Genomic DNA, 23,730 nt, shown 5'->3' with positions numbered 1-23,730 from the left:
CCACCACCTCCCTCTTTCTTCAAAAATTCCTCAGCCGCTCTCATATACCCTTCCAACCTAGGGTTTTTCGGACTTATTCTATAAACAGCCTCGAAAGAAAAATCCTTCATAATAGGGTCACGCGCATGCTCCATTTGCCTTCCAATCAAATTACTCGTCCGACCTGACCTCATTACCATCCCATCAATATTTTTACACCACCTTTCGCCAGATCATCAAGCTGACTGTAACCTCCACCTAGTAATACCACGCCCGCAAGTAGCAATCCAACCGATGCAAACTTTGCGGTACGGCTTGCACACGGATCCAGCAATGTCTTGCCCGTATCGTAGATGTCATAAATACTTAATCCGACCTCGATAAGACCCCAAACAACAGGAATCAGGCACATTGGACAATTGCCGGAAGGATCCCGATAGCTCAACGGATCTCCATTCACACAAGCATATGAATTCATGCCTCCGGTCAGCCCAATCGGATCCTCACTCAGGAAGCGTCCAACGATGGAGGAGTAGTAACGTGCTCGGTAGCAATAAAGCCCGCTCGTATCACGCTCCCGCCCCGTGTACTGATAAGGGTTGCTGGCCCCTGTATTGGCCTTGCTGGTCTTTCCGTAAGGAGTGTAGTCGTAGCGCTGGATCAAGGCACCGCTGGCGTTGGTGAGTGCACGCGTACTGCCAAGCGCATCGCTCAGGAAGTACGCACGTCCGCTGGCTTCATTGCGCGCATAGCGCTCATCGATCCCAAGCCCGGTCAGGATCGCGTTGACGGTGCCACCCTGGGTTTCTTGCACCGCGTCCAGCCCATTGTACAGATAGCTGATCGTCTGCCCGCCTTCGGCCTTTTTGATTCGCCGGCCCCGGGTGATCGTGGTCAAAGCTATAGGCAGTTGCAGCACACAGTGTTTTCGGGGCAAAGCTGTCTTATGCAGTGGCCACAGCGATATTTCCTTTGGAACACCTAACTTTCTGGCAAACCCTCAAACAAATATTACTTGAAATAGCATCCACTGAGTTACCACCTAAAATCACGAGCTAAATTTTTGTTGCTACATTTTTCAATTTTTTGCGGCGACACGAATTTTCCAAGTAATGAATATAGCCCCTAATGAGATAACCAGAAATACACCACCTGAAGTCTTATAAAATAAACCACCTTCATTCCCTGGCCGCATAACCCATACCTGAGAAATTGAATCCAACATCGACGCCACCAAAGAAAAAAAAGCAAAAAAAGCCATCACACCCATATTTCTTGCATATTTGTGCAGCTTCGTGTCGCCTCTAGAGCCTATCACAATGGCGCATATATCAAAAATAAGCAGGATAGGCACAAAAAGCAAAAAAGCAACCTGAACTGTCATATTAGAACCTCATTAATAACACAATATCTAGCGACAGCTTGGCGAAGGGCACCAATCATAACCAAACCCCCCTCTACCAAAAAGGGAGTCATAAGTCTTCCCGCCAAATACGGCGCCCGCACCATTTTCACGAAAAACATCATCATGGAATTTACCGATATCTTTCATCCTGTCAAGCATTACTGGATTCTTGGGAGACGCCCCAGCTGAATTAAGCGCATTGGCGTGAGCCCTAGCAAGTGCAACTCGAATCTTCTCCATCTTCTCATACATGTCCGCATTGGCTTCCTTGCAGCTTTTCGCGGAACTCTTTTCAAGGATAGAATTTCCAAGGCGTGTATTAGTTATGCCGGACAACAGCCCTTGATTCAGTGCAACCTCTCTTGCCCTGCAAGCATAAAGGTCACCTCCAGTGCAAGCAGCTTGATAATAGAGCCCATAATTTCCCGAATTTGCGTAAGCTTGTTCCACAGGAGTTACCCAGCACCCTCGTTGATCACACGCCAATCCAGTACTGTCAGTCAAACTAACCGGATTGCCGTTAACATAGGCGTAAGAGTTTAAGCCTCCTGCCAATCCTATTGGATCCTCACTCACGAACCGACCTTGATTGGGAGAGTAGTAACGTGCTCGGTAGTAATAAAGCCCGCTCGCATCCCGCTCCCGCCCCGTGTACTGATAGGGGTTGCTGGTCCCTATATTGGCTTGGCTGGTCTGACCGTAAGGGCTGTAATCGTAGCGCTGGATCAAGGCACCACTGGCGTTGGTGAGTGCACGCGTGCTGCCAAGCGCATCGCTCAGGAAATACGCACGTCCGCTGGCTTCGTTCCGCGCATAGCGCTCATCGATGCCCAGCCCGGTCAGGATCGGGTTGACGGTGCCACCCTGGGTTTCCTGCACCGCATCCAACCCGTCGTACAGATAGCTGATCGTCTGCCCGCCTTCGGTCTTGCTCACTCTTCGGCCCAGCGGGTCGTAGCCGAAACTGGCGATGCTCGCCGTTCCCTGTTTGATCTCCACCAACTGGTCGCGCGCGTTCCAGACGTAGGTCCTTACGCCATCGGAGAGCAGGTTGCCGTTGGCGTCGTAGCTGAGCGTCTGGCCATCGGCCTGGGTTTGCCGGTTGTTGTCGTCGAAGCTGCCGCTGCGGGCCGCCGGCAGCGCCTGCGGGGCGAAGCTGCCGGTCTGCGCCACCAGGCGGCCGACCTGGTCGTAGCCGTAGCCGATCTCGCCCAGGGCCGTACCGTCCGGCTTGAGCCAGGCGATGCTGGTGGTCTGGTTGGCGGTGTTGTAGGCGTACCCGGTCTTGACGCCGTTGGGCAGCGTGGTCTCGGTGAGGCGATCGGCGGCATCGTAATCGAACGCCACGGTCTCGCTCCCCTGCAGCAGGGTGCGCAAGCGGTCGACGTCGTCGTAGCGGTATTCCAGTGCCGCCTGGTTGGCCGCGATCATCTTGGTACGGCGGCCCGCGGCGTCGTATTCGTAGACGATGTTGCCTTGCGGTGTGATGGCCTTGATGACCTGGTCGAACAGGTCGTAGTCCCAGCTCAGGGTACCCGCTGCCGAATCGACCAGCGCGACACGGCGGTTGCCGGCGTCGTAGGTGAAGGTCTGGGTGCGCCCGTCGGCCTCGGTGACCACCGACAGGCGCCCGAGCACGTCGTAGGTGAAGGTCTTTTTCTGGCCCTTGCGATCGGTGTAGCTGGCGACACGGTCCATGGTGTCGTAGGTCCAGGTCTCGGACTGGCCCAGCGCGTCGGTACGGGTCAGCGGACGGTTGCGCTCGTCGTAGGTATAGGTGATGCCGTTGCCGTGCGGCAGCAGGATCGCCACGACGTTGCCGTTCTTGTCGTAGCCGAACTCGGTCACGTTGCCGGCGGCGTCGTAGGCCTTGCTGACCCGGCCAAGCGCGTCGTATTCCTGGCGCGTGGCGTTGCCCAGGTCGTCGCGGCTGCCAGTTACCCTGCCGAGGCTGTCGTACTGGAAGCGGGTGCTGCGCCCCAGCGGATCGACCATGCCGGCCAGATCGTAGCCAGCGTACTGGAAGGCGATCGTCTGGCCGATCGCATTGGTCGCGCTCAACGGCAGGCCCGCGCCATCGCAGGCGAAGCGCGCCGTGCGGCCGCCAGGATCGGTGACCGCAGTCAGGCAGCGGTTGGCGCCGTAGTCCAGGCGCGTGACCCGCCCGAGCGGATCCGTCGCCGATTGCAGGTCGCCGTCACTGGTGTAGCTGAGGCTGGACACGCGCGCCTGTGTGGTGCCCGCCAGCAGCGTGACCTGCAGCGGTCGCCCGCCCGCGTCATAGCGATACTCGGTGCGACGGCCGAGCGGGTCGATACTGGCGGTGACCTGCCCGTAGGCGTTGCGCTCGAAGCTGTACGTCTGTTGCTTGTCGGTGCCATAGGCCAGGATGTCGGTCTTCGGATAGGCGCTGTTGCCGTCGAAGACGACGCGGCGTTTGCTGCCGTCCGGACTGGTGACGAGCACACCAGTGGTGCCGCCATCGACATGCGCATAGTCGATGACGAAGATGCCGCCATCGGCCTGGGTCTGCTTGACGACCCTGCCGGTGGACACGCCGTTGACGACCTCGAACTCGTTGAGCAGGACGCGCTTGCCGCGCGCGTCGGTGATGGACTGCATCCGATGCTGCGCGAGTGCGTTGTTCTGGGTTCTGGTCTGGTAGGCATACGCCTTGCTGCCGCCATCGGGGAACCCCACCGTGGCGAGCAAGCCATTGCTGTCGTAGGCATAGGTCCAGCGATTGCCGGCGTTGTCGGTGGCGGCCGCGATGCGATTGCGAGTGTCGTACTCCAGGCCGATATAGCGCCCGCTCGGCGACACGATGCGCGCGACCAGGCCGGCATCGTAGAGCAGCGTGGTGCGGTTGCCGTAGCGGTCTTCCAGCCAGCGCAGGCGGGTGTCCATGTAGCTGGAGAACTGCATGCGGCTGCCGTCGCGCAGGGTGATGCGGAAGCCGCGACCCCAGGGCTGCAACGGGTCCGGATCGTAGACCGATTGCAGCACGGCACCGGCATACTGCGTGGTCGAACCGGCTTGGCGCCACTCGCCACGCGGGCCGGAACCGGAGGCCCGATCGAAGCGGATATAAGCGCCAGTCGGCAGCACCAGATCGAGCGAATCGTAGGTGCCCCCGGGGTTGTGGAGGTAGTAGCCCCAGTTGGACGCGGTGCCGATGCCGAACTCGCGCTGCTTCATGTCGTGGGGACGGTAGCTGCGCGAGAGGCTCAGCGCCGTCACATCGGCGATCTGCAGGTCGGTTTCCGAATGGACGAATTCGCCGGTCTTCAGGTCGATGGGATCGGCCGCATTGGCGACGCCGCCGCTACCCGGGGTTCCGCAGCAATGCCCATCCGGCGGCAACCCGGCCTCGCTGGGCGGGTCGTTGCTGGGCACGCTGTACATGCCGCCCATGGTCTGGTGCAAGGCGACGCCAGGCTCGGGAACGAAATGCTTGCCGTCGGCCGAAACGGTGCCCTTGCCGTAGACGCGCCAGCCATCGCGCGGGTCGTACATCCAGAAATTGGCCTGGGTACCCGCGGCGTAGCCGTCGTAGTTGGGGTAGTAGACCTGAATGCCGTTGTTGGCGCCGGGGTCGAGTCCGCGGATCTGCGCGCCGCCCGGCTCGACCGTGAACGCCATCGGATGGTTTTCGGTGACCGGGAACGGCGCGCGATTGACAGGCGTCGGCACGATCGCCAGTTCGGTCACCAGGCGGCCCTTGCGGTCCAGCACGACGGTGCCCTTGGGAATGCGCAATTGCAGGCCGGGAATGTCCGGGTGACCAACGACCATGTCCTCGACGGTCGGCGACGGGATCCGGATCTTGTCGCGCGCAGCGATGCGTGGCAGATGCAGCAGATAGCCGAGTTCGTTCAATCGGCCAGCGGCGACTTCGGTGCCGACGACGAATTGACCGTATTCGGCGCCGGCCGTGTTGGCGGTGCTGCCGTCGACGTAGAGTTCCTGATGCCCCGCCGGCACATCGAACAGGGTGAACCAGCCGTTCTTGTCGGTAAGCGCGCGCTCCTTGCCGATGCTGACCTCGACCCCGGCCACGGGTTGCTGGTCCACCCGCACCACACGCCCGCGCACCATCGTCACGTGGAAGGTCGCGGCGATGCGCGCGATGCGCGCGTTATGTTCCGGCTGTTGCGAGGCGCCATAGATGCGCCAGCGGCTGTCGGTATTGTCCTGTCCCGGGTACCAGATGCCGTCCACCAACAGGCCGTGCGCGCGGCACGGCAAACCGTCATTGGCACAGGACGCCGGCGTGCCTGCACCGGTCATCTGCACGCTGGGTGCGGCGCCCGCCTCTGCAGGCGCGGCCGTTGCGTGCACCACCGGCTGTCCGTTGCTGTCGTACGCCGCAGTGCGGAAATCCAGGGCGATCAGCGGCACGGCATCGCCCGATGCGCCGCGCGCACCGTCGACCATCAGGGTGTAGCGGGAATCCGGGAACAAGGCCTGACGCGGCTGCACGAACAGCAGACGCCCCTGCTCCACAGGCGCGATGCGTACCGCGACGCGCCCCTCCGGACCGACCAGGGTGACGGTGCGCGCGGACAACGTGGGCATGTGCAGCGGACGCGAGAAGCGCAGCGAGAGCCGCGCGGTCGGCGCGACGCCGGCTGCCCCCTGCACCGGCACGCTGCCGGCGAGCCGTGGCGCGCCTGGCGTATCGGCGATGCTGGCCGGATACGGAAGAAACGCACCCGCGAGCGGATCGAACACGGCATCGCTGGCGATGCGCTGGGCGTTCCGCGACGCCGGCAACGCCACACGGCCATCGGCCAGCAGGCGCGAGCTTGCGTTGCCGCCGCCCGGCAGATCCGCAGGCAGGGTGATCGCCCGATCGCTGGCCTCGTCCCAGAGCTGCGCGCCAGCACCGGCGCCATCGCCGGTGCCGCCGGCGAGGAGCAGGCGGCCATCGGTGAGGACCGTGGCGATATGCCCATAGCGCGCACGCAGGCTCAGCCCCGTGGCCGGCTGCACGGAGGCGCTTGCCGGATCGAACCACGCGCCGCCGTCCTGCAGCCGGCCCTTGGCATCGCGGCCGCCCCAGACCAGCACGCGCCCGCTCGGCAGCAAGGTGACGCTCGCATCGATGCGTACCGATGGCAGCGCGATCTCGCGCGCGCGCTGACCGGGCACGCGATGGCGCAGAAAGCGCCCGTCGGGCGCCAGCGCCAGCTCGCTGCCATCGGCCAATGTGGTCGCATGCCACTGCCCGAGCACTGCAGGAACAGCGCCAATGCCGACGGCCGGCATGGCCGCCGTCGACCAGACCAGCTGTTGGGAGGCGGCCGTCGACGCCAGCGCGCCCAGCAGCCCACCCAGGATCACGCTTTTCCATGCGCTGTTGAACCACGTCATATGCTCGCTCCGCTCCATGCCTGCTTCCGTTCTGCGTCCGTTCGACGGAACCGCGTCGGTGTTCTAGGGTGTACTGTCCAACGTGATGTCCATCGCCGCGGTGACACCGTCCTCGGGCACGATCCGCAATCGATAGGTGCCGCTCGTCGGCAGCGCCGGGAAACTCAGGTCGCTGCTGCCGGTGCTTGCGCTGAACGATCTATAGAACTGCCCGTCCGGCCGGTACAGCGCGTAGGTCACCGGCCGGCCGACCGGCGAGGTCGTCTGATTGACCACCCGCATCAGTACGCCCTGCCCTGCCGTGCCGCTGAAGGACAGCGTGGCGGTCTTTCCGTGCCTGTCCAGCGCGATCGACTGCGGGACATCCCACGCCAAGGTGCCAACGACGGTGCTGGACACCGAGGCGGTCAGGGAGAAGCTCTGGTCTTCCGTCGAAGGGACCACCACGACGCCATAGCGTCCAGCTTGCGCGGCGTCGATGGAGAATCCGCAGCCGTAGGTGCGGAAGCAATTCGTATTGGAGACGACCTTGCTGCCGTCCGGACGATAAAGCGTTACATAAACCCAACCGAACCCGCTGCCGGACAATGCGATCTGATTGAGACCGAGATCGAGCTTCTGCCCGGCTTGAGCATCGAACCAGAAGTAGATACCTGCGCCGGGCGTGCCCGCAGCGAACGAGCGACTACCATCCACGGCCACCGGGGTGCCGGTGGACAAGGTGACGGTGGTGTCGACCGTCTGCCCATACTGCGGATCGACCACAATGCTGTACTGGCCGGTCGTCGGCAGGCTGCCCAGGCCGATCACGGTTCCTGTGCGCGTCGATCCGGACGTGAGCAAGGTGCCGTTGGGCTGGTAGACGAGGTAATAGCTGGTGCCATCCGCCGGCGCGGTCGTCTGCTCCTGGACCAGCACGGCAAGTTTGTCGCCGGCCTGCCCCTGGAAACGCAGCCGCGCATTCTGTCCGCGCCGGGCAACGGAAACGGCCAGTGGCGTGTCGCGCTGCAGGTTCAGGGGCAGATCGCTGGACAGCGTCACGTCATAGGTCGCCGCCTGATCGTCGCCCTGGCCGATCAAGAGCGCGTACTTGCCTGCCGCCAGATTGGCGAGATCAAAATCGCAGCCGCCACGTTCGACATCGCAGTAACTGCTTGCCAATGTGCTGCCATCGGCCTTGTAGAGAGTAGCGACGACGCGCTGCGCGCCGGGACCGACGACCTGGATGCCGCTGATGCCCAGTCCCAGGTTCTGCCCCTGACTGGCGACGAAAGAAAAGTGCTTGTACTGCGCCGGCAACCGGGTCACGACATGCGCAGGAGCGCCGTCGATCGGCAGCGCGACGCCCGAGGACAGGATGATGTCCGCTTCCAGCGGGCTTCCTGTCCGGCTCTCGACCTGGATTGCATACTCGCCAGACGTTGGAATATTGATCAGATTGATGGCATCGCCCACCTTGATGGTCGCCGCCTTCCAGGCAGCACCATCCGGCCGTAGCACGCGATACACCACATCGCGACCGGCGGGTAGTGTCGTCTGCGCCGCGACCAGCAGCATCAACGACTCGCCTGCCTGCGCCTGGAAGCGGAGCCGCGCATTCTGCCCATACCGGGCCAGCGCCAGATGTAAGGGCTGATCGCGGGTCAGCTGATCCAGCAACTCGGACGACAGCACTGCGCGGAACTTGATCGCCTGGCTCGCCGAGGTCGGTGTCGCCACCACGCTGTAGCGTCCCGCCAAGGTGTTCCTCAGCGGCAACGAACATCCGTCCTCGGCGTAGCAGATGCCGCTGTACAAGGTCGTACCGTTCGGGCTGTAGACGGCGATATTGAAGTAACTGCCCGAACTCACCGCGATGTCGGTGATCCCCAGCCCCAGATTCTGGCCGGCCTGGGTATCGATGGAGAAATGCACGCCCTGCCCTGCGGGCGCCTGGTAGCTGCCACCTGCGCCGTCCAGTTCGACATTGCCGTCCTGTCCCGTGGAGAGTTTCAACCGGGCCGACCACAACGCGCCGCCCACCGGATCGACGAACACCCGATAGCTCCCCGTCTCCGGGAGATTGGGCAGGGCCAGAATGACGTTGCCGCTGGCCGTCACGTCCTTCCACAACGCGCCGTTCGGCCGATACACCGCATAAACCACGTCGCGGCCTGTCGGCCTGGTCGCAGCGTCAGCGACGAGCAAAGCCAGGCTCTCGCCGGCGGTCCCGGCGAACGTCAGGCGCGCATTCTGGGCATAGCGCGAGATGTTCACGGAACTCAATGCATCCCTCTGCAGGAAGCCGGCGACCTCCGTGGAGAGGGTCGCCTTGAACGCCATGCTCTGGGAGCCAGATTGCGGACTCACGGTCACGCCATAGTTGCCCGCGGCGAGGTTGAGCAGATTGAAGGCGCAGCCATTGGCGGCATAGCAGGTCGCGGTCGTGAGCGTGGAACCGTTGGGATTGGCGATCTTGACGTTGACATAGGTCCCGCTGCTCAGGTTCAGATCGCCGATGCCCAATCCCAGGTTCTGCGAGGCCGCTGCGCTGAAGCTGAAGAACACGCTTTGACCGGCGGCGGCGCTGTACTCGCCGCTGCTGCCATCCAGTTGCAGCCCACCCGCACTCCCGGTCGTCACCAGCACCTTGGCGGCCACGGTGGCGCCATAGCGCGGATCCACGAACAGTCGGTAAGTCCCGGCGATAGGCGTATTCATCGTCAGGGTGCCCGAGCCAGACACCGCCATCGACGACAACGCCGTGCCATCGGGCCGGTACACGCGGTAGTACACCACGCCGTTCGCCGGCGTCGTGGTCTGCTCCGACACCTGCAGTGCCAATGCGTCGCCGGCACCCGCCTGGAACGACAGCACTGCGTTCTGCCCGCGCCGGCCGATGCCGACCTGGCTGACCGCATCCCGCGTCAAGGAAAGCGCCAGGTCGGTGGACAGGGTCGCCTTGAAGCGCATCGTCTGCGTCGTCGTGGCAGGGGCGACCAGGACGCCATAACGTCCCGCCGCCAGTTCCGGCAGATTCACATCACAGCCGTCGTTGGCCACCTCGCAGGCGGCACCGGCCATCGGCGTGCCTGAAGGGCCATAGATCGTGACGTTGAGCGGGCCGCTTTCGTTGGACTGCAGCTCGCTGATGCCGAGCCCCAGGCTCTGCCCGGCGGTCGCGGTAAAGGTGAAGTACACGCTGTCGCCCGGCAGTTGCGTTGCGAATGCGCCGGTGGCGCCATCGATCCCACTACCGCCACCACCTGCGTCTCCGGTGCTGAGCCGCGTCTGCAACCGCACGGTTTCTCCGAATCCGGGATCCACCAGCACCTGATAGGTGCCGCTGGTCTTCGCCGTCACGTAGGTGGTACCTGCGGCGCGCACCGCCATCGAGGCAACACTGGTGCCATCAGGCGCGTAAACGCGGTAGTAAACATCGCGGCCGGCGGGCGCGGTGGTCTGGCCGGCGACTTGCAACGCGAACGCCTCGCCCGCCGCGGCCTCGAACGACAAACGCAGATTCTGGCCTCTACGCTGTGTCTCCACGACCACATCCTGGTCCTTCGGCAACGCCTGCACCAGATCCGATGAGAGCAACAGATTCAGGCGCATTGTGCGTGCGCCGCTCGTACCGGGCGTCAGCAGCACCTGATACACGCCGGTCCTGGGCGCGGCGATGTTGAGTGCGCAGCCGTTGTTGGCCTGATTGCAGTACTGATAGCCAAGATTGACGCCGTCGGCGTCGAAGACCTGCGCCAAAGCTGTTCCCCACCCGCTGCCGACCGGCGACTGCTCGGTCAGCGCCAGGCCCAGCCTGCTCCCGGCCTGGGCCAGGAAGGTGTAGCGCTTCGATTGCGCGGCGATCGACGTGGCGACACTGGTTTCGGCGCCGTCCAGCGCAAGCCTCCCGGCATGCTCCACTCCCATCTTCCAGCTGGCGGAGGAAGTACTGGGGGTGAGCAGCAACAGGTAAGTGCCGCCCACCTTCAACCGCGGCAGATGCAGGGTGGGCTGGTTCGCATTCACCAGTCCACTGGCGATCTCCACGTTATCGGTGCCGAACACCAGGTAGTTCAACGTCGTGGACCCCAGCGACTGGAATTGCGCGCTGAGGTAATCGCCGGCCATGCCGGTGAACAGGACCGCGGCGGACCCACCCGCGTTGGCGACCGCGACGTCGACCGCGGCGGCGTCCAGGGTCAGGCGCGTGACGCTGGCGATGCCGACGGACGACACACTGCTTGGCACCACCAGCACATCCTGGCTGCTGGTGGCGCTGCCGTAGGGCGTGGTCACGGTCACCGGCCCGCTGCCGCTCCTGCCCGGCACCGGAAAGACCAGGCGCGTGCCGGTGGCGCTCGACAGCACCGCGGTCTTGCGATCCAGCTTCGCCGTGGTCTGCCCGGCGACCGGGACCAGGTTCTGTCCGTCGACGGTGATCGCCGTACCGGCGCTGGCGATCAACGGCGATATGCCGGTGATGGTCGGCTGACGGAGGTTGGCATCGACCACGAACTGCTGCGCACTGCTCGCGCTCTGTCCAGCCACGGTCACGGAGATCGGGCCGGTACTGGCGTTGGCAGGCACGAGCACGGTCAACTCGCGTGCGCTGGCAGCCACCACCGTGGCCGCCTGCCCATTGAAAGCCACGCTGTTGGAGGACGCAGCGGTGGAAAATCCCTGCCCCTGGATCAGCACGCGATCGCCCGCCGCACCGCGCCCCGGACTGAAGCCCAGCACCGCCAGGGTTCCGCTGGAGACGCGTTCGACGGCGACGATATTGCCCATCGTGTCGTAGCGATAGCGGGCACTGGCACCGGCATCGTTGCTGACCGCGACCAGACGCCCCTGCGCGTCGTAGACGTAGGAGGTGGCACCAGACGTGCAGGCCAGAAGGGTGAGCAACGAGGCCGCCACCGTTCTGCCCACGATGCGCCGCCAACCGCGCGCGTGCACATGCGCCGCACGCTTCAGCAAACCCACGACCGAGCCCATCCCTGCGCCGCGACGTTCCATGCTTTCATCCCTGAAGACTGGCCACGATGGCCGGCTGTCCGTATGCTGACCTTGCTTCGTGCATTCAGCCTGGATATAGATATCCGACAGTGGGGACAGGAGTCAACAGCGTCATGCCAAGGAACTGGCGTCATCACATCGTCATCTGCATGCGCCTGTGGTCGGCCGCCCTGGTCTTGGTGCTGACCGGGTGTGGTGGCGATCAGCACGACACGGCGGCAGCGCGGATCGCGCTTGGTCAGGCGCTGTTCCACGACATGCGGCTCAGCGCGGATGGCAAGACCAGTTGCGCAAGCTGCCATCGCGCCGAGTTGGCCTATACCGACGGTGCCGCGGTGTCCACCGGGACGGGCGGCCAACACGGCACACGCAACGCGCCCAGCCTGCTCGACAGCCGCTTCATGACCCACTTTTTCTGGGACGGACGCGCAGCGACACTGGAAGAGGCGGTCCTGCAACCATTGACCAACCCGCGCGAGATGGGCCTGGCCGATCGGCAGGCCGTGCTGGCCCACCTTGCCCGCGACCCGCGCTACGCGTCACTGTTGCATGCAGCCGCCGGCGAGGACGACGGCGACATCCAGGTCGTGGCCGCCGCGCTCGCCACCTACATCCGCGCCTTGCCGGCGCCGCCCACGCGCTACGAGACGTACCGGACGACGCATGGCGCGCGCGCATCGCTGAGCGAGGACGAACGCGAGGGATTGGCGCTGTTTTCCGGCAAGGCCGGCTGCGTCGATTGCCACCGGCTGGACGGCACGCCTGCGACCACGAGCGATCAGCGCTTCCATCACGCCGGCATCGGTTTCAACCAGGTCGCCGGCAACGTCGCCGCCCTGCTCGACGTACTGGAGCGACAGAAGCGCGAAGGCAGGAGCCTGGGCGATTCCATCCTCTCCGACGTTCGCGTGGCGGAACTGGGCCGCTTTGCGGTGACGCGGGCGCCGCAGGATCTGGGCGCCTTCCGCACCCCGTCGCTACGGACGGTCGCCGATACTGCGCCCTATATGCACGACGGCAGCATCGCCGATCTGCCGGCGGCGGTGGAACACGAGGTCTACTATCGCAACCTCGCCCGCAATCGACCGATCAGTCTGACCGCGGAGGAGAAGCACAAGCTGGTGCTGTTCCTGCAGGCGCTGTCCAGTACGGGCGCCGCGCCGCGCTAGGAGCCCGTACGCGGCGCGCTGTTCGCCGGCTCCATCACGTCGACGTCCTGCTGCGAGGCGAGCTTGCCATCGAGCGTCACCTCCAGCATGTAACGCCCCGGCGGCCAGCCGGCCGCGTTGTCGAAACGCAGCGACTGGAGCTGACCGGAGCGGGTCATGGCGCGCTCCACCAGCCCGACCTGGCGACCATCGCGCAGATCCAGCAAGCGCGCTTTCAGGACCTGTCCCTGGGCAGCGCCGCGCAGGGCCACGTTGACCAGGATCGGCGCATCGCTGGTCTGCGGCACAGGCCTTCCGTCGCGCATCGCGCCGATCCGGACCTCGACGACGTGCAGCGGTTGCGCCGCAGTGGCCGGATTCTGCTCCGGAGCCTGCCGCTGGCACGCCCCCAGGCTCAGCACCGCCGGCAGCAACATCCAACACACCATCCTTTTCGCGTTCATCATCCCTGCTTCCTTCCTGGACCGGAGATTGCCATTGCGATGCACGCCCGCAGGCCGCATCGTTCCTCGCGAACGCACGGCGGCGAACGGCCCCGTGCGCTTCGCTTCGCGTCAGCCCTGCAACCGCCCCAGCACAGCGCGCGTCACCGGGTCGGCGATCTCGGTGGACTGGCCCTGCAGCGCCGGCAGCAACTGGCTCGCCAGCTGCTTGCCCAGTTCCACGCCGAACTGGTCGAAGGCGTTGATGCCCCAGACCACCGACTGCACGTACACGCTGTGCTCGTACATCGCGATCAGCGCGCCCAGCGCCTGCGGGGTCAGCGCGTCGAGCAGGATCAGCGTGCTCGGGCGGCCACCCGGGTAGTCGCGGGCCGGATCGTCGCTGCCCTGCCCGTTCGCCAGCGCTTCGGTCTGCGCCAGCAGGTTGGCCAGCAGCGCCTGGTGGTTGACGGTGTACGGGTCGTCGTTGCGGATGCAGCCGATGAAGTCGGCCGGCACGATGCTGGTGCCCTGGTGCAGCGCCTGGAAGAAGCTGTGCTGCACGTCGGTGCCGGCGCCGCCCCACCACACCGGCACGGTGTCGGCCTCGACCGGGCTGCCGTCCAGGCGCACGCGCTTGCCCAGGCTCTCCATCACCAGCTGCTGCAGGTAGGCCGGCAGCAGCGCCAGGCGCTGGTCGTAGGTCATCACCGCCTGCGTCGCGTAGCCGAGCAGGTTGCGGTTCCACAGCGTGGTCAGGCCATGCAGCACGGCCACGTTGCGCTCCAACGGCGCGTTCAGGGCGTGGTCGTCGAACTGCGCGGCGCCTTCCAGCAGCTGTTCGAAGGCATCGGCGCCGATCGCCAGCGCGATCGGGAAGCCCACCGCCGACCACAGCGAATAGCGGCCACCCACCCAGTCCCACATCGGCAGCACGCGGCCGGCAGCGATGTCGAAGGCCTTGGCGGCGCGCTCGGGGTTGGCGCTGACCGCGTACAGGCGCTCGCTGCCGCCCAGCCAGTCGCGCAGGATCTGGCCGTTGAGCAGGGTTTCCTGGGTGCCGAAGGTCTTGGAGATCAGCACGCCGGCGGTACGCGCCGGGTCCAGCGTGGCCAGGGTGCGCTGCATCGCTGCGCCGTCCACGTTGGAGACGAAGTGCACGCGGAAGCGCGCGCCGGTGACCGGACGCAGCGCGTCGGCGACCAGGCGCGGGCCCAGATCGGAGCCGCCGATGCCGACGCTGACGATGTCGGTGACCTCGGTCTGCGCCAGTGCGTCGATCAGCGCACGCATGCGCTGCTGCACCTCGCGCGCGCTGGCGTGGGCCTGGCTGGCCACCGGTGCGTCGGTGAGGTCGCCGCGCAGCGCGGTGTGCAGCGCGGCGCGGCCTTCGGTGACGTTGACCGTCTCGCCACGGAACAGACGCTGGAAGGCGCCGGCCAGGTCGTGTTCGGCGGCGAGCGCGAGCAGCGCGTCGAGCGCGGCGCGGTCGTACTTCTGCCGGGCGAAATTGAAGTACAGCGGTCCGACCTGCAGCGCCAACGTCTCGGCACGGCCGGGTTCGGCCGCCAGCAGGTCGGGAAGGCGCGCCCCGCGCAGGCGCTGGGCGTGGGAATGCAGTGCGTCGAAACCGGTGGACTGTGTCATGCGGCCTGCTTTGGGATGCTGTGGTTGGTGTGGGTGATCTGATTGTTGCCGTCCACGTAGACCAGGGTCGGCTGGAAGCGCGCGGCTTCCTCTTCGCTCATGCCGGCGAAAGCGGCGATGATGATCAGGTCGCCGACCTGCACGTGGCGCGCGGCGCCGCCGTTGAGCGAGATGATGCCGCTGCCCTCGTCGGCGCGGATCGCATAGGTGCTGAAGCGCGCGCCGTTGGTGACGTCCCAGATGTGCACCTGCTCGAATTCGCGGATGCCGGTCGCGTCCAGCAGCAGCCCGTCGATGGCGATCGAGCCTTCGTAGTTCAGCTCGGAATGGGTGACGGTGGCGCGGTGGATCTTGGTCTTCAACAGGCTCAGTTGCATGGCACGGGACTGCGGTCAGGAAAGACGCGCAGTTTAGCAGCCGAGGGTTAGGTGGCGGTGGTGAAGGGCGGCCTCAAACCGTCGCAGGAGCGGCTTCAGCCGCGACCGGCGATCGCGGGAAAGCCCGGTCGCGGCTGAAGCCGCTGCTACGACGACGGTGCCGCGGCCTGCCGCGCTCAGAATTCCAGGTTGTCGATCAGCCGGGTGCGGCCCAGGCGCGCGGCGATCAGCGCCACGCGCGGGCCGGTGCCGTCCTGCGGCTCGCTCAGGTCGGGCGTGCGCAGCACGCTGTAGTCGACCTCGAACCCGGCCGCCTGCAACTGTGCGGTCGCCGCCGCCTCCACCTCGGCGCGCGGGCGCCCGGCCAGGTGGGCCTCGCGCATCGCCAGCAAGGTGCGGTGGATATGCGTGGCACGCGGCCGCTCCTCGGCCGACAGGTACTGGTTGCGCGAACTCATCGCCAGGCCATCGGCCTCGCGCACGATGCCGCCGCCCAGGATCTCGATCGGGAACGCCAGGTCGGCCACCATCTGCCGGATCACCGCCAGCTGCTGGTAGTCCTTCTTGCCGAACGCGGCCAGATCCGGCTGCACCTGGTTGAACAGGCGCGCCACCACGGTGCACACGCCATCGAAATGGCCGGGCCGGCAGGCGCCTTCCAGCACCTCGCTGACGCCCGGGGTGTGCATGCGCAGCGCCAGCTCCACGCCCAGCGGATACATGCTTTCCACCGTCGGCAGCCACAGCACGTCGCAGCCGGCGCCCTCCAGGCCACTGGTGTCGGCTTCCGGGGTGCGCGGGTAGCGGGTGAAGTCCTCGTTCGGGCCGAACTGGGTCGGGTTGACGAACACGCTGGAGACCACGCGGTCGGCGTACTGTCGCGCCAGCATCACCAGCGAGAAATGGCCGGCGTGCAGGTTGCCCATGGTCGGCACGAAGGCCACGCGCAGGCCCTGCCGCTTCCAGCCGGAAACGATGGCGCGCAGTCGCGCCAGGTCGGTGACGGTCTCGATCATTTGGCGTAGGCGTGTTCGGCGTCGGGGAAGGTGCCGGCGCGGACCGCGTCGGCATAGGCGCGGGCGGCACCGGCGATGGAGCCGCCTTCGGCCAGGAAATCCTTGACGAAGCGCGGGCGGCGGTGGCCGCTGTCCAGGCCGAGGAAGTCGTGCATCACCAGCACCTGGCCGTCGCACTCGGGGCCGGCGCCGATGCCGATGGTGGGGATGTCGATCTCGGCGGTGATGCGCGCGGCCAGCGGCGACGGCACGCATTCCAGCACCAGCAGCGCGGCCCCGGCCGCGGCGACCGCCTTGGCGTCGGCCAGCAATTTGGCCGCGGCGGCCTCTTCGCGGCCCTGGATCTTGTAGCCGCCGAAGGTCAGCACCGACTGCGGGGTCAGGCCCAGGTGGGAGCACACCGGGATGTCGCGTTCGCTGAGGAAGCGGATCACCTCCAGCTTGTGGCCGGCACCCTCGAGCTTGACCATCTCCGCGCCGGCCTGCAGCAGCCGGGTCGATGCGTCCAGCGCGCGCTCGGGCGTGGCATCGGACTGGAACGGCAGGTCGGCCACCAGCAGCGCGCGCTGCAGCACCCGCGCCACCGCGGCGGTGTGGTAGACGATGTCGTCCACGCTCACCGGCAGGGTCGAGTCGTGGCCCTGCACCACCATGCCCAGCGAATCGCCGATCAGGATCAGGTCCACGCCATTGGCGTCGAAGGTTCGCGCGAAGCCGGCGTCGTAGGCGGTCAGCATCACCAGCTTCTGCTGGCGGCGCTTGGCCTCGGCCAGGGCGGGAACGGTCCAGGGCTTGCTGTCGGCGTGACTGCTCATAAGCTCATGTGCTGCGGTAATGAGCCGAGCATTATCTACCGATTGGCACGATCCCGCCGGTTTCGATGCGGTCGCGTGCGTCACGCACCGTTCCATGGCCCGGAATCGCCGTCTCCGCGGCGATCTCGGCCAGCGGCAGCAGCACGAACGCACGCTCGTGCAGGAACGGGTGCGGCACCTGCAACCCCGGCAGGTCGATCACCGCCTGGGCATACAGCAGCAGGTCCAGATCCAGCGTGCGCGGGCCCCAACGCTCGCCGGGCAGGCGCTGGCGGCCGTGGCGGTGTTCCAGGTCCAGCAGCGCCTGCAGCAGCTCCGGCGCCGGCAGCGTGGTGCTCACCAGCGCCGCGGCGTTGATGAAGTCCGGCTGGTCCTCGCGGCCCCAGGCCGGGCTGCGGTACAGCTGCGAGGCACGCAGCAGGCGGGTCTGCGGCAGCGTGTCGAGCGCGGCCAGGGCCGCGCGCAGGGTCGCCGCGGCGTCGCCAAGGTTGCCGCCCAGGCCGATGCAGGCCTGGACCGGCGCCGGTCTCGCGGCGCTCACTCGACGGGCGTGGCGGCGTCCGGGCGGCGGCGCCGGCGCCGGCGGCGCTTGGGGGTCTCTTCGCTGTCGGCCGGCGGCGCGAACGCCAGCTCGTCGCCGGCGTAGTCCACCTCCGGATCGAAGCCGCGCGGCGGCGGCGCGTAGCCGGGCTGCTGCTGCAGTTCGCGCCAATAGGCGATGTCGGCCGCGTGCTCGTCCGACGCGGACTGGCGCACGATCAGGAAATCGAACGCAGCGCGGAAGCGCGGATGCGACAGCGTGCGCACCACCCGCTTGCGCTGGCGCGAGGTGAAGCGCGACTGCAGCAGCCAGATCTCCTGCATCGGCAGCGAGAAGCGCCGCGGCAGCGCCACGGTGCTGAGTTGGTGCAAGGTCACCCGGTCGGCGGCGCGGCGTTGCGCCTCCTCCATCTGCATGCCCTGCTTCTGCAGGGTCATCAGCGCGCGGCAGTAGGCCGGCCACAGCAGCAGCGCGAACAGGAACGCCGGCGACACCGGCTCGTCGTTGGCGACGCGGTTGTCGGTGTTGCGCAGGCCCTCGATCAGCATCCGCCGCAGCGCGCCGCTGCGGTTGGAGCGCAGCGCCGCCGCGCTCTCCGGGAACAGCGCGGCGAGCAGGCCGTGCCGCTCCAGCCCCTCGAAGCTGGCCACGCCATGGCCGGACAGGAACAGCTTGAGCACTTCCTCGAACAACCGTGCCGGCGCGGCCTCGGCCAGCAACCCGGCCAGGCGCGGGATCGGCTCGGCGGTGCCGGCCTCGATCTCGAAATCGAGCTTGGCCGCTAGGCGCACCGCACGCAGCATGCGCACCGGGTCCTCGCGGTAGCGCTGCTCGGGGTCGCCGATCAGCTTCATCAGCCGCGCCTGTACGTCCTCGAAGCCGCCGACGTAGTCGCGCACCGAGAAGTCCTCGATGGCGTAGTACAAGGCGTTGCAGGTGAAGTCACGGCGCACCGCATCGTCCTCGATGCTGCCGTAGACGTTGTCGCGGACCAGGCGGCCGTTGTCCACCTCGCGGTCGCCGCTGCCGTCGTCGACGTTGGCGCGGAAGGTGGCGACCTCGATGATCTCGCGGCCGTAGACCACGTGCGCCAGGCGGAAGCGGCGGCCGATCAGGCGGCAGTTGCGGAACAACTGCTTGACCTGCTCGGGGGTGGCGTCGGTGGCGACGTCGAAATCCTTGGGCTGGACCTGGACCAGCAGGTCGCGGACCGCGCCGCCGACCAGGTAGGCGCCGAAGCCGGCCTCGCGCAGCCGGTACAGCACGCGCAGGGCGTTGGGGCTGATGTCCTTGCGCGAGATGGGGTGCTGATCGCGCGGGATCGCGCGCAGGGTGAATGGCGATGGAACTGGCGGATTGATGATGGCGCTTCCGTATCGGGTTGCGGGATTGCCGAAGGGCGGCGAGACCCATATACTAGCGCGCTGCAATCGACGCGACCAAACGCTCCCTTCGTCTAGTGGTTAGGACGTGGCCCTCTCAAGGCTAAAACAGGGGTTCGAGTCCCCTAGGGAGCGCCATCCTCACTTCGGCTGCAGCGCGACACAGCAAAAACCCCGCCTTGGCGGGGTTTTTTGCGTTTCGGCGCCGGCCACGGCCCGACGCGTCTCATTCCTGGTTGCGCGGGTGTCGATCGTCCTCGGCCAGACGGCTGCAGACGCCAGCACGCCGACCCAAGCCTACCTGGAACGCCGGGGCAGCCCGGGCGACGTGCGCGACCCGGTCGGCATCAGTGCGCACGTACCCACCACCCGCAGGTCGCGGTCAGGCCTGCGCCAAGTCAGGGGCGGCCTCCCCGGCCATGACCGCCACCGGCGCCGATGCGGTCTCCGCCACCGCATCGTGCGCATGCAGGCTCTCCAGATGCCGCACCTGTACCTGCACCTCGGCGTAGCGCGCACCCAACGCCTGCTGCAGGCGCCGCGCGGCATCTTCCACGTACATCAGGTTCTCGCCATTGCGGCGCGCGAACGCCTGTTCGTCGGCGCGCCGCACCGCCGCCTGCACCGGCGTGGCCAGGGCCTGCTCGGCCAGCGCGATCACGCCCTCCGCGTCGAAGCGCACCGCCCGCGCCGACACGCCGACCCGCACCGAGGCCACGCTGCGCTGGCTATGCGGGGTGGCGTGACTGCCGTGCCGGAGCAGCCAGTCCGCCACCGCCTCCCGCGATAGCGAGGCCTGTTCCGGGTGCTGCTGCACGAAGGCCTCGCTGAGCAGTTGCCGCGCCAGCGCCGCCGAACACGGGCAGGTCGAGGAATACAGCAGATCCACGCCGAGTCCGAGCCGGACCACGCCGCCACGCAGCTCGGCGTCGATCCGCAGCGGATACGCCCGCCATCCGGCCAGCCCCGGGCTGCGCAGTGCCGGGCTGCGACGCAGCAGTTCCAGGCGTAGCGACACCCGCGCCGCGGTCGAGGCGCAGTCGGCATGGCTATGCACCATCGCCCGCAGCAACTGCGACAGCCGCGACGGCGACAGCGGCTGCTGTGCGCACTCGTCGAGCAGGCGGTACAGCCGCGACATATGAATGCCCTTGACCTGCGCCGACGGCAGGTCGACGGCGAGCGCGGCCTGCGCCGGCACGGGTGCCGCAGGCGCGCCCTCGCCCATGTCCAGACAGATCGGCAGCGCGATGCCGTCCATGCCCACCCAGTTCAGGGGAGCGGCGATCTGCGAAGGTTCGTCGGCGGCGACATCGGGCAACGGCGAGGGGATCTGCAGGTTCATCGGATCGACGGGAGCGGCAAGGGAGCGAGGGACGGCAAGCAAGGCAGGGCGACAATTGTTATAAAGTAACACAACAAGCGCACACCGATGGGACCGCCCTTCGCACACCTCAGGAATCAATGAATCCCTATGGGCTGCGCGGATCTGCTCACAAGGATTCGCCCAGACCCTCATCCGCCCCTGCGGGGCACCTTCCCCCGAAAAGGGGCCATGGTCCCGGTGGGAGAAGGGAGAGGCCAAAGCCCCTCTCCCACCGGGAGAGGGGTTGGGGTGAGGGTACGACACGCGCAGCGCCACCACCGATCCGGCAATACCTTCAGCCGCCGGGCTACAGACACACCGATCCAGCGATGGCACGCGCGCAGCACGCGCGTGCGTATCGGCCTCAGCCCTGCATCTGCTCCAGTTCCTTGCCCTTGGTCTCGTACACGTAGCGCAGCACGAAGAACACCGACAGGAACGCAGCGACGGTGTAGATGCCGTAGGCGCCGGCCAGGCCGATGCTGCCGAGCAGGATCGGGAAGGTCACGGTGATGGCGAAGTTGGACATCCACTGCGCCGCACCGGCCACCGCCAGGCCGGAGCCGCGGATCTGGTTGGGGAACATCTCGCCCAGCATCACCCACATCACCGGGCCCCAGGACATGTTGAAGAAGACCACGTAGACGTTGGCGGCGATCAACGCCAGCCGGCCCATGCCCGGCGACAGCGCCAGCTTGCCGGCCGCATCCAGCGAGGCGCTGGCGAAGGCGATGGTGACCAGGGCCAGCGACACCGCCATGCCGGCCGAGCCGATCCACAACAGCGGCTTGCGCCCGACCCGGTCGATCAACACCACGGTGATCAGGCAGGCACCGATGCTCAACGCACCGGACAGCACGTTGATCAACAACGCATCGCTCTCGGAGAAGCCCACCGCCTGCCACAACACCGCGCCGTAGTAGAACACCACGTTGATGCCGACCAGTTGCTGGAAGGTGGCCAGGCCGATGCCGATCCACACGATCGGGCGGATCTTGCCGGTGACCTTGCTGACCAGGTCCGACAGCCGCGGCGTGTGCTGGTCGGCCGACAGCGAGGCAGAGATTTCGGTCAGCTTGGTCTGCGCCGTGTTGGCGCCGTACAGCCGGGTCAGCACCGCCAGCGCCTGCTCGCGGCGGCCCTGCACCACCAGGAAGCGCGGGCTCTCCGGAATCGCCAGCAACAGCAGCAGGAACGCGGTGGACGGCAGCGCCTGCATCCAGAACATCCAGCGCCAGGCCGGCTGGCCCAGCCACAGCGCCTCGGTGGACGCGCCGGCGGCCTTGGCCAGCAGATAGTTGCTGAGGAAGGCGCAGAACAGCCCGCCGATGATGGCAATCTGCTGCACCGTGGCCAGGCGCCCGCGGTAGCGCGCCGAGGCGACCTCGGCGATGTAGGCCGGCGACATCACGCTGGCCGCGCCCACCGCGAAACCGCCCATCATCCGCGCCAGCACGAACACCGCCGAGTTGTGCGCCGCGCCGGCGCCCAAGGCCGACAGCAGGAACAGCGCCGCCGAGACGATCAGCACCGTGCGCCGGCCCCAGCGGTCGGCGAGCGAGCCGGCCAGGAACGCGCCGATCGCGCAGCCCAGCAGCATCGAGGCGACCTCGAAGCCAGTGCCGGCGGAACTGGACTGGAAGGTCTGCTTGAGGCCATCGACGGTACCGTTGATGACGCCGCTGTCGAAGCCGAACAGGAAGCCGCCGATGGTGGCGACGCAACTGATCAGGATGATGAGGCGGGTGTTCTCGCCGGCGTCGGCGTGGCGATCGATCGGAACACTGGACATGGGTTCACCTGGTGGCGTGCAAGAGGGAGACGGCCGGCGCGCGGGAGCAGCATGCGCGGCGGCGGCACCGGGCCGCCGCCGCACACCGGTTCAGCGCAGCAGGTACTGGTTGATCAGGTTCTCGTAGGCTTCCTGGCGGCCGCTGCGCTGGGTCGGCTCGCCGGCCTGCGCGGCATGCGTGACGAGGTCGGCGAGCGTGCTTTTGCCGGCGGCGAAGGCCGCGCCGGCACCGCTGTCGAAGCTGGCGTAGCGCTCGCGGCGCCACTGCTCCAGCGGCGAGGCGGTGAGCAACGCGTGGGCGACTTCGAGGCCGCGCGCGAACGCGTCCATGCCGCCGATGTGGGCGATGAACAGGTCCTGCGGATCGGACGACTCGCGGCGCACCTTGGCGTCGAAGTTGAGTCCGCCCGGGGCCAGCCCGCCCTGCCGCAGCACCACCAGCATCGCGCCCACGGTGTCGTACAGGTCGACCGGGAACTGGTCGGTGTCCCAGCCGTTCTGCGGATTGCCGCGGTTGGCGTCGATGCTGCCGAGCAGGCCGGCGTCGCTGGCCACCTGCAGGTCGTGTTCGAAGCTGTGCCCGGACAGGGTGGCGTGGTTGGCCTCGATGTTGAGCTTGAAGTCCTGGTCCAGGCCGTGCTGGCGCAGGAAGCCGACCACGGTGGCGCTGTCGAAGTCGTACTGGTGCTTCATCGGCTCCATCGGCTTGGGCTCGATCAGGAAATTGCCCTTGAAGCCGATGCTGCGCCCATAGTCGCGGGCCAGGGTCAGGAACCGCGCCAGATGCTCCTGCTCGCGTCGCATCTGCGTGTTGTGCAGGCAGGCGTAGCCTTCGCGGCCGCCCCAGAACACGTAGTTCTCGCCGCCCAGTTCCACGGTCGCTTCCAGCGCGGCCTTGACCTGCACCGCCGCGCGCGCGACCACGTCGAAGTCCGGGTTGGTCGCCGCACCGTTCATGTAGCGCGGATGCGAGAACAGGTTGGCGGTGCCCCACAGCAGCTTGACCCCGGTGTCGGCCTGGCGCTGCCTGGCGATGCCGACCATGTGCTTGAGGTTCTTTTCGTACTGGCCGACGTCCTCGGCGTCCGGCGCCAGGTCCACGTCGTGGAAGCAGTAGTACGGCACGCCGAGCTTGGTGAAGAACTCGAACGCCGCATCGGCCTTGGCCTCGGCGCGGCCCAGCGCATCGCTGCCGGCATCCCAGGGATAGGCCCGCGTGCCCGGGCCGAACGGATCGGCGCCGTTGCCGCAGAAGCTGTGCCAGTAGGCCACGGCGAAGCGCAGGTGCTCGGCCATGGTCTTGTCGCCGATGCGCTTGCCGGCGTCGTAGACCTTGAACGCCAACGGATTGTCCGAGGCCTTGCCCTCGAACGGAATGCGACCGATGCCCGGGAAGTATTCCTTGGCGCCGGTGTAGACGGAAGTGCTCATCACGAAGTCCTGGT

15 protein-coding genes and 1 tRNA gene are annotated in these 23,730 nt (G+C 66.5%); 2 read left to right on the top strand and 14 right to left on the bottom strand.

Translation table 11 applies throughout. The features are described from left to right. Nucleotides 1-172: 172 nt before the first annotated feature. The 4 genes from CEK65_RS06365 to CEK65_RS06350 all read right to left on the bottom strand — a co-directional run bounded on the left by CEK65_RS06365 (nt 173) and on the right by CEK65_RS06350 (nt 11,758). A complete protein-coding gene (locus CEK65_RS06365) occupies nt 173-877 on the bottom strand; it encodes an RHS repeat-associated core domain-containing protein (protein WP_226980489.1) in 705 nt (234 codons plus the stop codon). Nucleotides 878-1,057: 180 nt separating this feature from the next. Next, nucleotides 1,058-1,363, bottom strand: a complete 306-nt coding sequence (locus tag CEK65_RS06360; RefSeq protein WP_152181144.1) for a hypothetical protein — start codon at nt 1,361-1,363, stop codon at nt 1,058-1,060. Between the two features lie 27 nt (nt 1,364-1,390). Next, nucleotides 1,391-6,760, bottom strand: a complete 5,370-nt coding sequence (locus CEK65_RS06355; protein ID WP_193314707.1) for an RHS repeat-associated core domain-containing protein — start codon at nt 6,758-6,760, stop codon at nt 1,391-1,393. A gap of 63 nt (nt 6,761-6,823) precedes the next feature. Continuing rightward, the gene (locus CEK65_RS06350; protein ID WP_152181142.1) at nt 6,824-11,758 is read right to left on the bottom strand and encodes an IPT/TIG domain-containing protein; all 4,935 of its coding nucleotides are present in this window, start codon (nt 11,756-11,758) and stop codon (nt 6,824-6,826) included. A 26-nt stretch (nt 11,759-11,784) separates the two neighbouring features. Here CEK65_RS06350 and CEK65_RS06345 point away from each other — a divergent pair, with 26 nt between their 5' ends. Next, nucleotides 11,785-12,927: a cytochrome c peroxidase gene (locus tag CEK65_RS06345; RefSeq protein ID WP_152181141.1), complete on the top strand. Its 1,143-nt coding sequence runs from the start codon at nt 11,785-11,787 to the stop codon at nt 12,925-12,927. Here the strand turns inward: CEK65_RS06345 and CEK65_RS06340 are convergent. The 7 genes from CEK65_RS06340 to pcnB all read right to left on the bottom strand — a co-directional run bounded on the left by CEK65_RS06340 (nt 12,924) and on the right by pcnB (nt 19,160). Then, on the bottom strand, nt 12,924-13,343 hold the full coding sequence (locus CEK65_RS06340; RefSeq protein WP_152181140.1) for a hypothetical protein: 420 nt from the start codon (nt 13,341-13,343) through the stop codon (nt 12,924-12,926). The genes CEK65_RS06345 and CEK65_RS06340 overlap by 4 nt on opposite strands. 138 nt (nt 13,344-13,481) lie before the next feature. Next, a complete protein-coding gene (pgi, locus tag CEK65_RS06335; RefSeq protein ID WP_152181139.1) occupies nt 13,482-14,996 on the bottom strand; it encodes a glucose-6-phosphate isomerase in 1,515 nt (504 codons plus the stop codon). Next, on the bottom strand, nt 14,993-15,373 hold the full coding sequence (gene panD, locus CEK65_RS06330) for an aspartate 1-decarboxylase (RefSeq protein WP_019802071.1): 381 nt from the start codon (nt 15,371-15,373) through the stop codon (nt 14,993-14,995). Before panD ends, pgi begins: the two co-directional genes overlap by 4 nt. Before the next feature lie 176 nt (nt 15,374-15,549). Beyond that, a complete protein-coding gene (panC, locus tag CEK65_RS06325) occupies nt 15,550-16,389 on the bottom strand; it encodes a pantoate--beta-alanine ligase (protein WP_152181138.1) in 840 nt (279 codons plus the stop codon). After that, nucleotides 16,386-17,204, bottom strand: a complete 819-nt coding sequence (gene panB / locus CEK65_RS06320; protein ID WP_152181137.1) for a 3-methyl-2-oxobutanoate hydroxymethyltransferase — start codon at nt 17,202-17,204, stop codon at nt 16,386-16,388. The genes panC and panB overlap by 4 nt, the downstream gene beginning before the upstream one ends. 31 nt (nt 17,205-17,235) lie before the next feature. Then, the gene (folK, locus tag CEK65_RS06315) at nt 17,236-17,745 is read right to left on the bottom strand and encodes a 2-amino-4-hydroxy-6-hydroxymethyldihydropteridine diphosphokinase (RefSeq protein ID WP_152181136.1); all 510 of its coding nucleotides are present in this window, start codon (nt 17,743-17,745) and stop codon (nt 17,236-17,238) included. Further along, nucleotides 17,742-19,160, bottom strand: a complete 1,419-nt coding sequence (gene pcnB / locus CEK65_RS06310) for a polynucleotide adenylyltransferase PcnB (protein WP_026143854.1) — start codon at nt 19,158-19,160, stop codon at nt 17,742-17,744. Before pcnB ends, folK begins: the two co-directional genes overlap by 4 nt. Before the next feature lie 30 nt (nt 19,161-19,190). On the opposite strand from pcnB, the gene CEK65_RS06305 reads away from it, so the two are divergent. After that, nucleotides 19,191-19,265 (top strand) — tRNA-Glu (locus tag CEK65_RS06305). A 244-nt stretch (nt 19,266-19,509) separates the two neighbouring features. Here the strand turns inward: CEK65_RS06305 and folE2 are convergent. The 3 genes from folE2 to xylA form a co-directional block, all read right to left on the bottom strand. Then, nucleotides 19,510-20,460: a GTP cyclohydrolase FolE2 gene (gene folE2 / locus CEK65_RS06300; RefSeq protein WP_193314715.1), complete on the bottom strand. Its 951-nt coding sequence runs from the start codon at nt 20,458-20,460 to the stop codon at nt 19,510-19,512. Between the two features lie 397 nt (nt 20,461-20,857). Continuing rightward, a complete protein-coding gene (locus CEK65_RS06295) occupies nt 20,858-22,285 on the bottom strand; it encodes a sugar porter family MFS transporter (RefSeq protein WP_152181134.1) in 1,428 nt (475 codons plus the stop codon). Nucleotides 22,286-22,375: 90 nt separating this feature from the next. Further along, nucleotides 22,376-23,716 carry a xylose isomerase gene (gene xylA / locus CEK65_RS06290; RefSeq protein WP_152181133.1) on the bottom strand — a complete coding sequence of 447 codons (1,341 nt, stop codon included), beginning with the start codon at nt 23,714-23,716 and terminating at the stop codon, nt 22,376-22,378. Between the last annotated feature and the right edge of the window lie 14 nt (nt 23,717-23,730).

The sequence above is a fragment of the Xanthomonas sp. LMG 12459 genome, from assembly GCF_009192905.1.
Taxonomy (GTDB): Bacteria; Pseudomonadota; Gammaproteobacteria; order Xanthomonadales; family Xanthomonadaceae; genus Xanthomonas_A; species Xanthomonas_A sontii.
The sequence above is the reverse complement of the archived record's forward strand: the minus strand, read 5'-3'. Positions and strand labels throughout refer to the sequence as shown.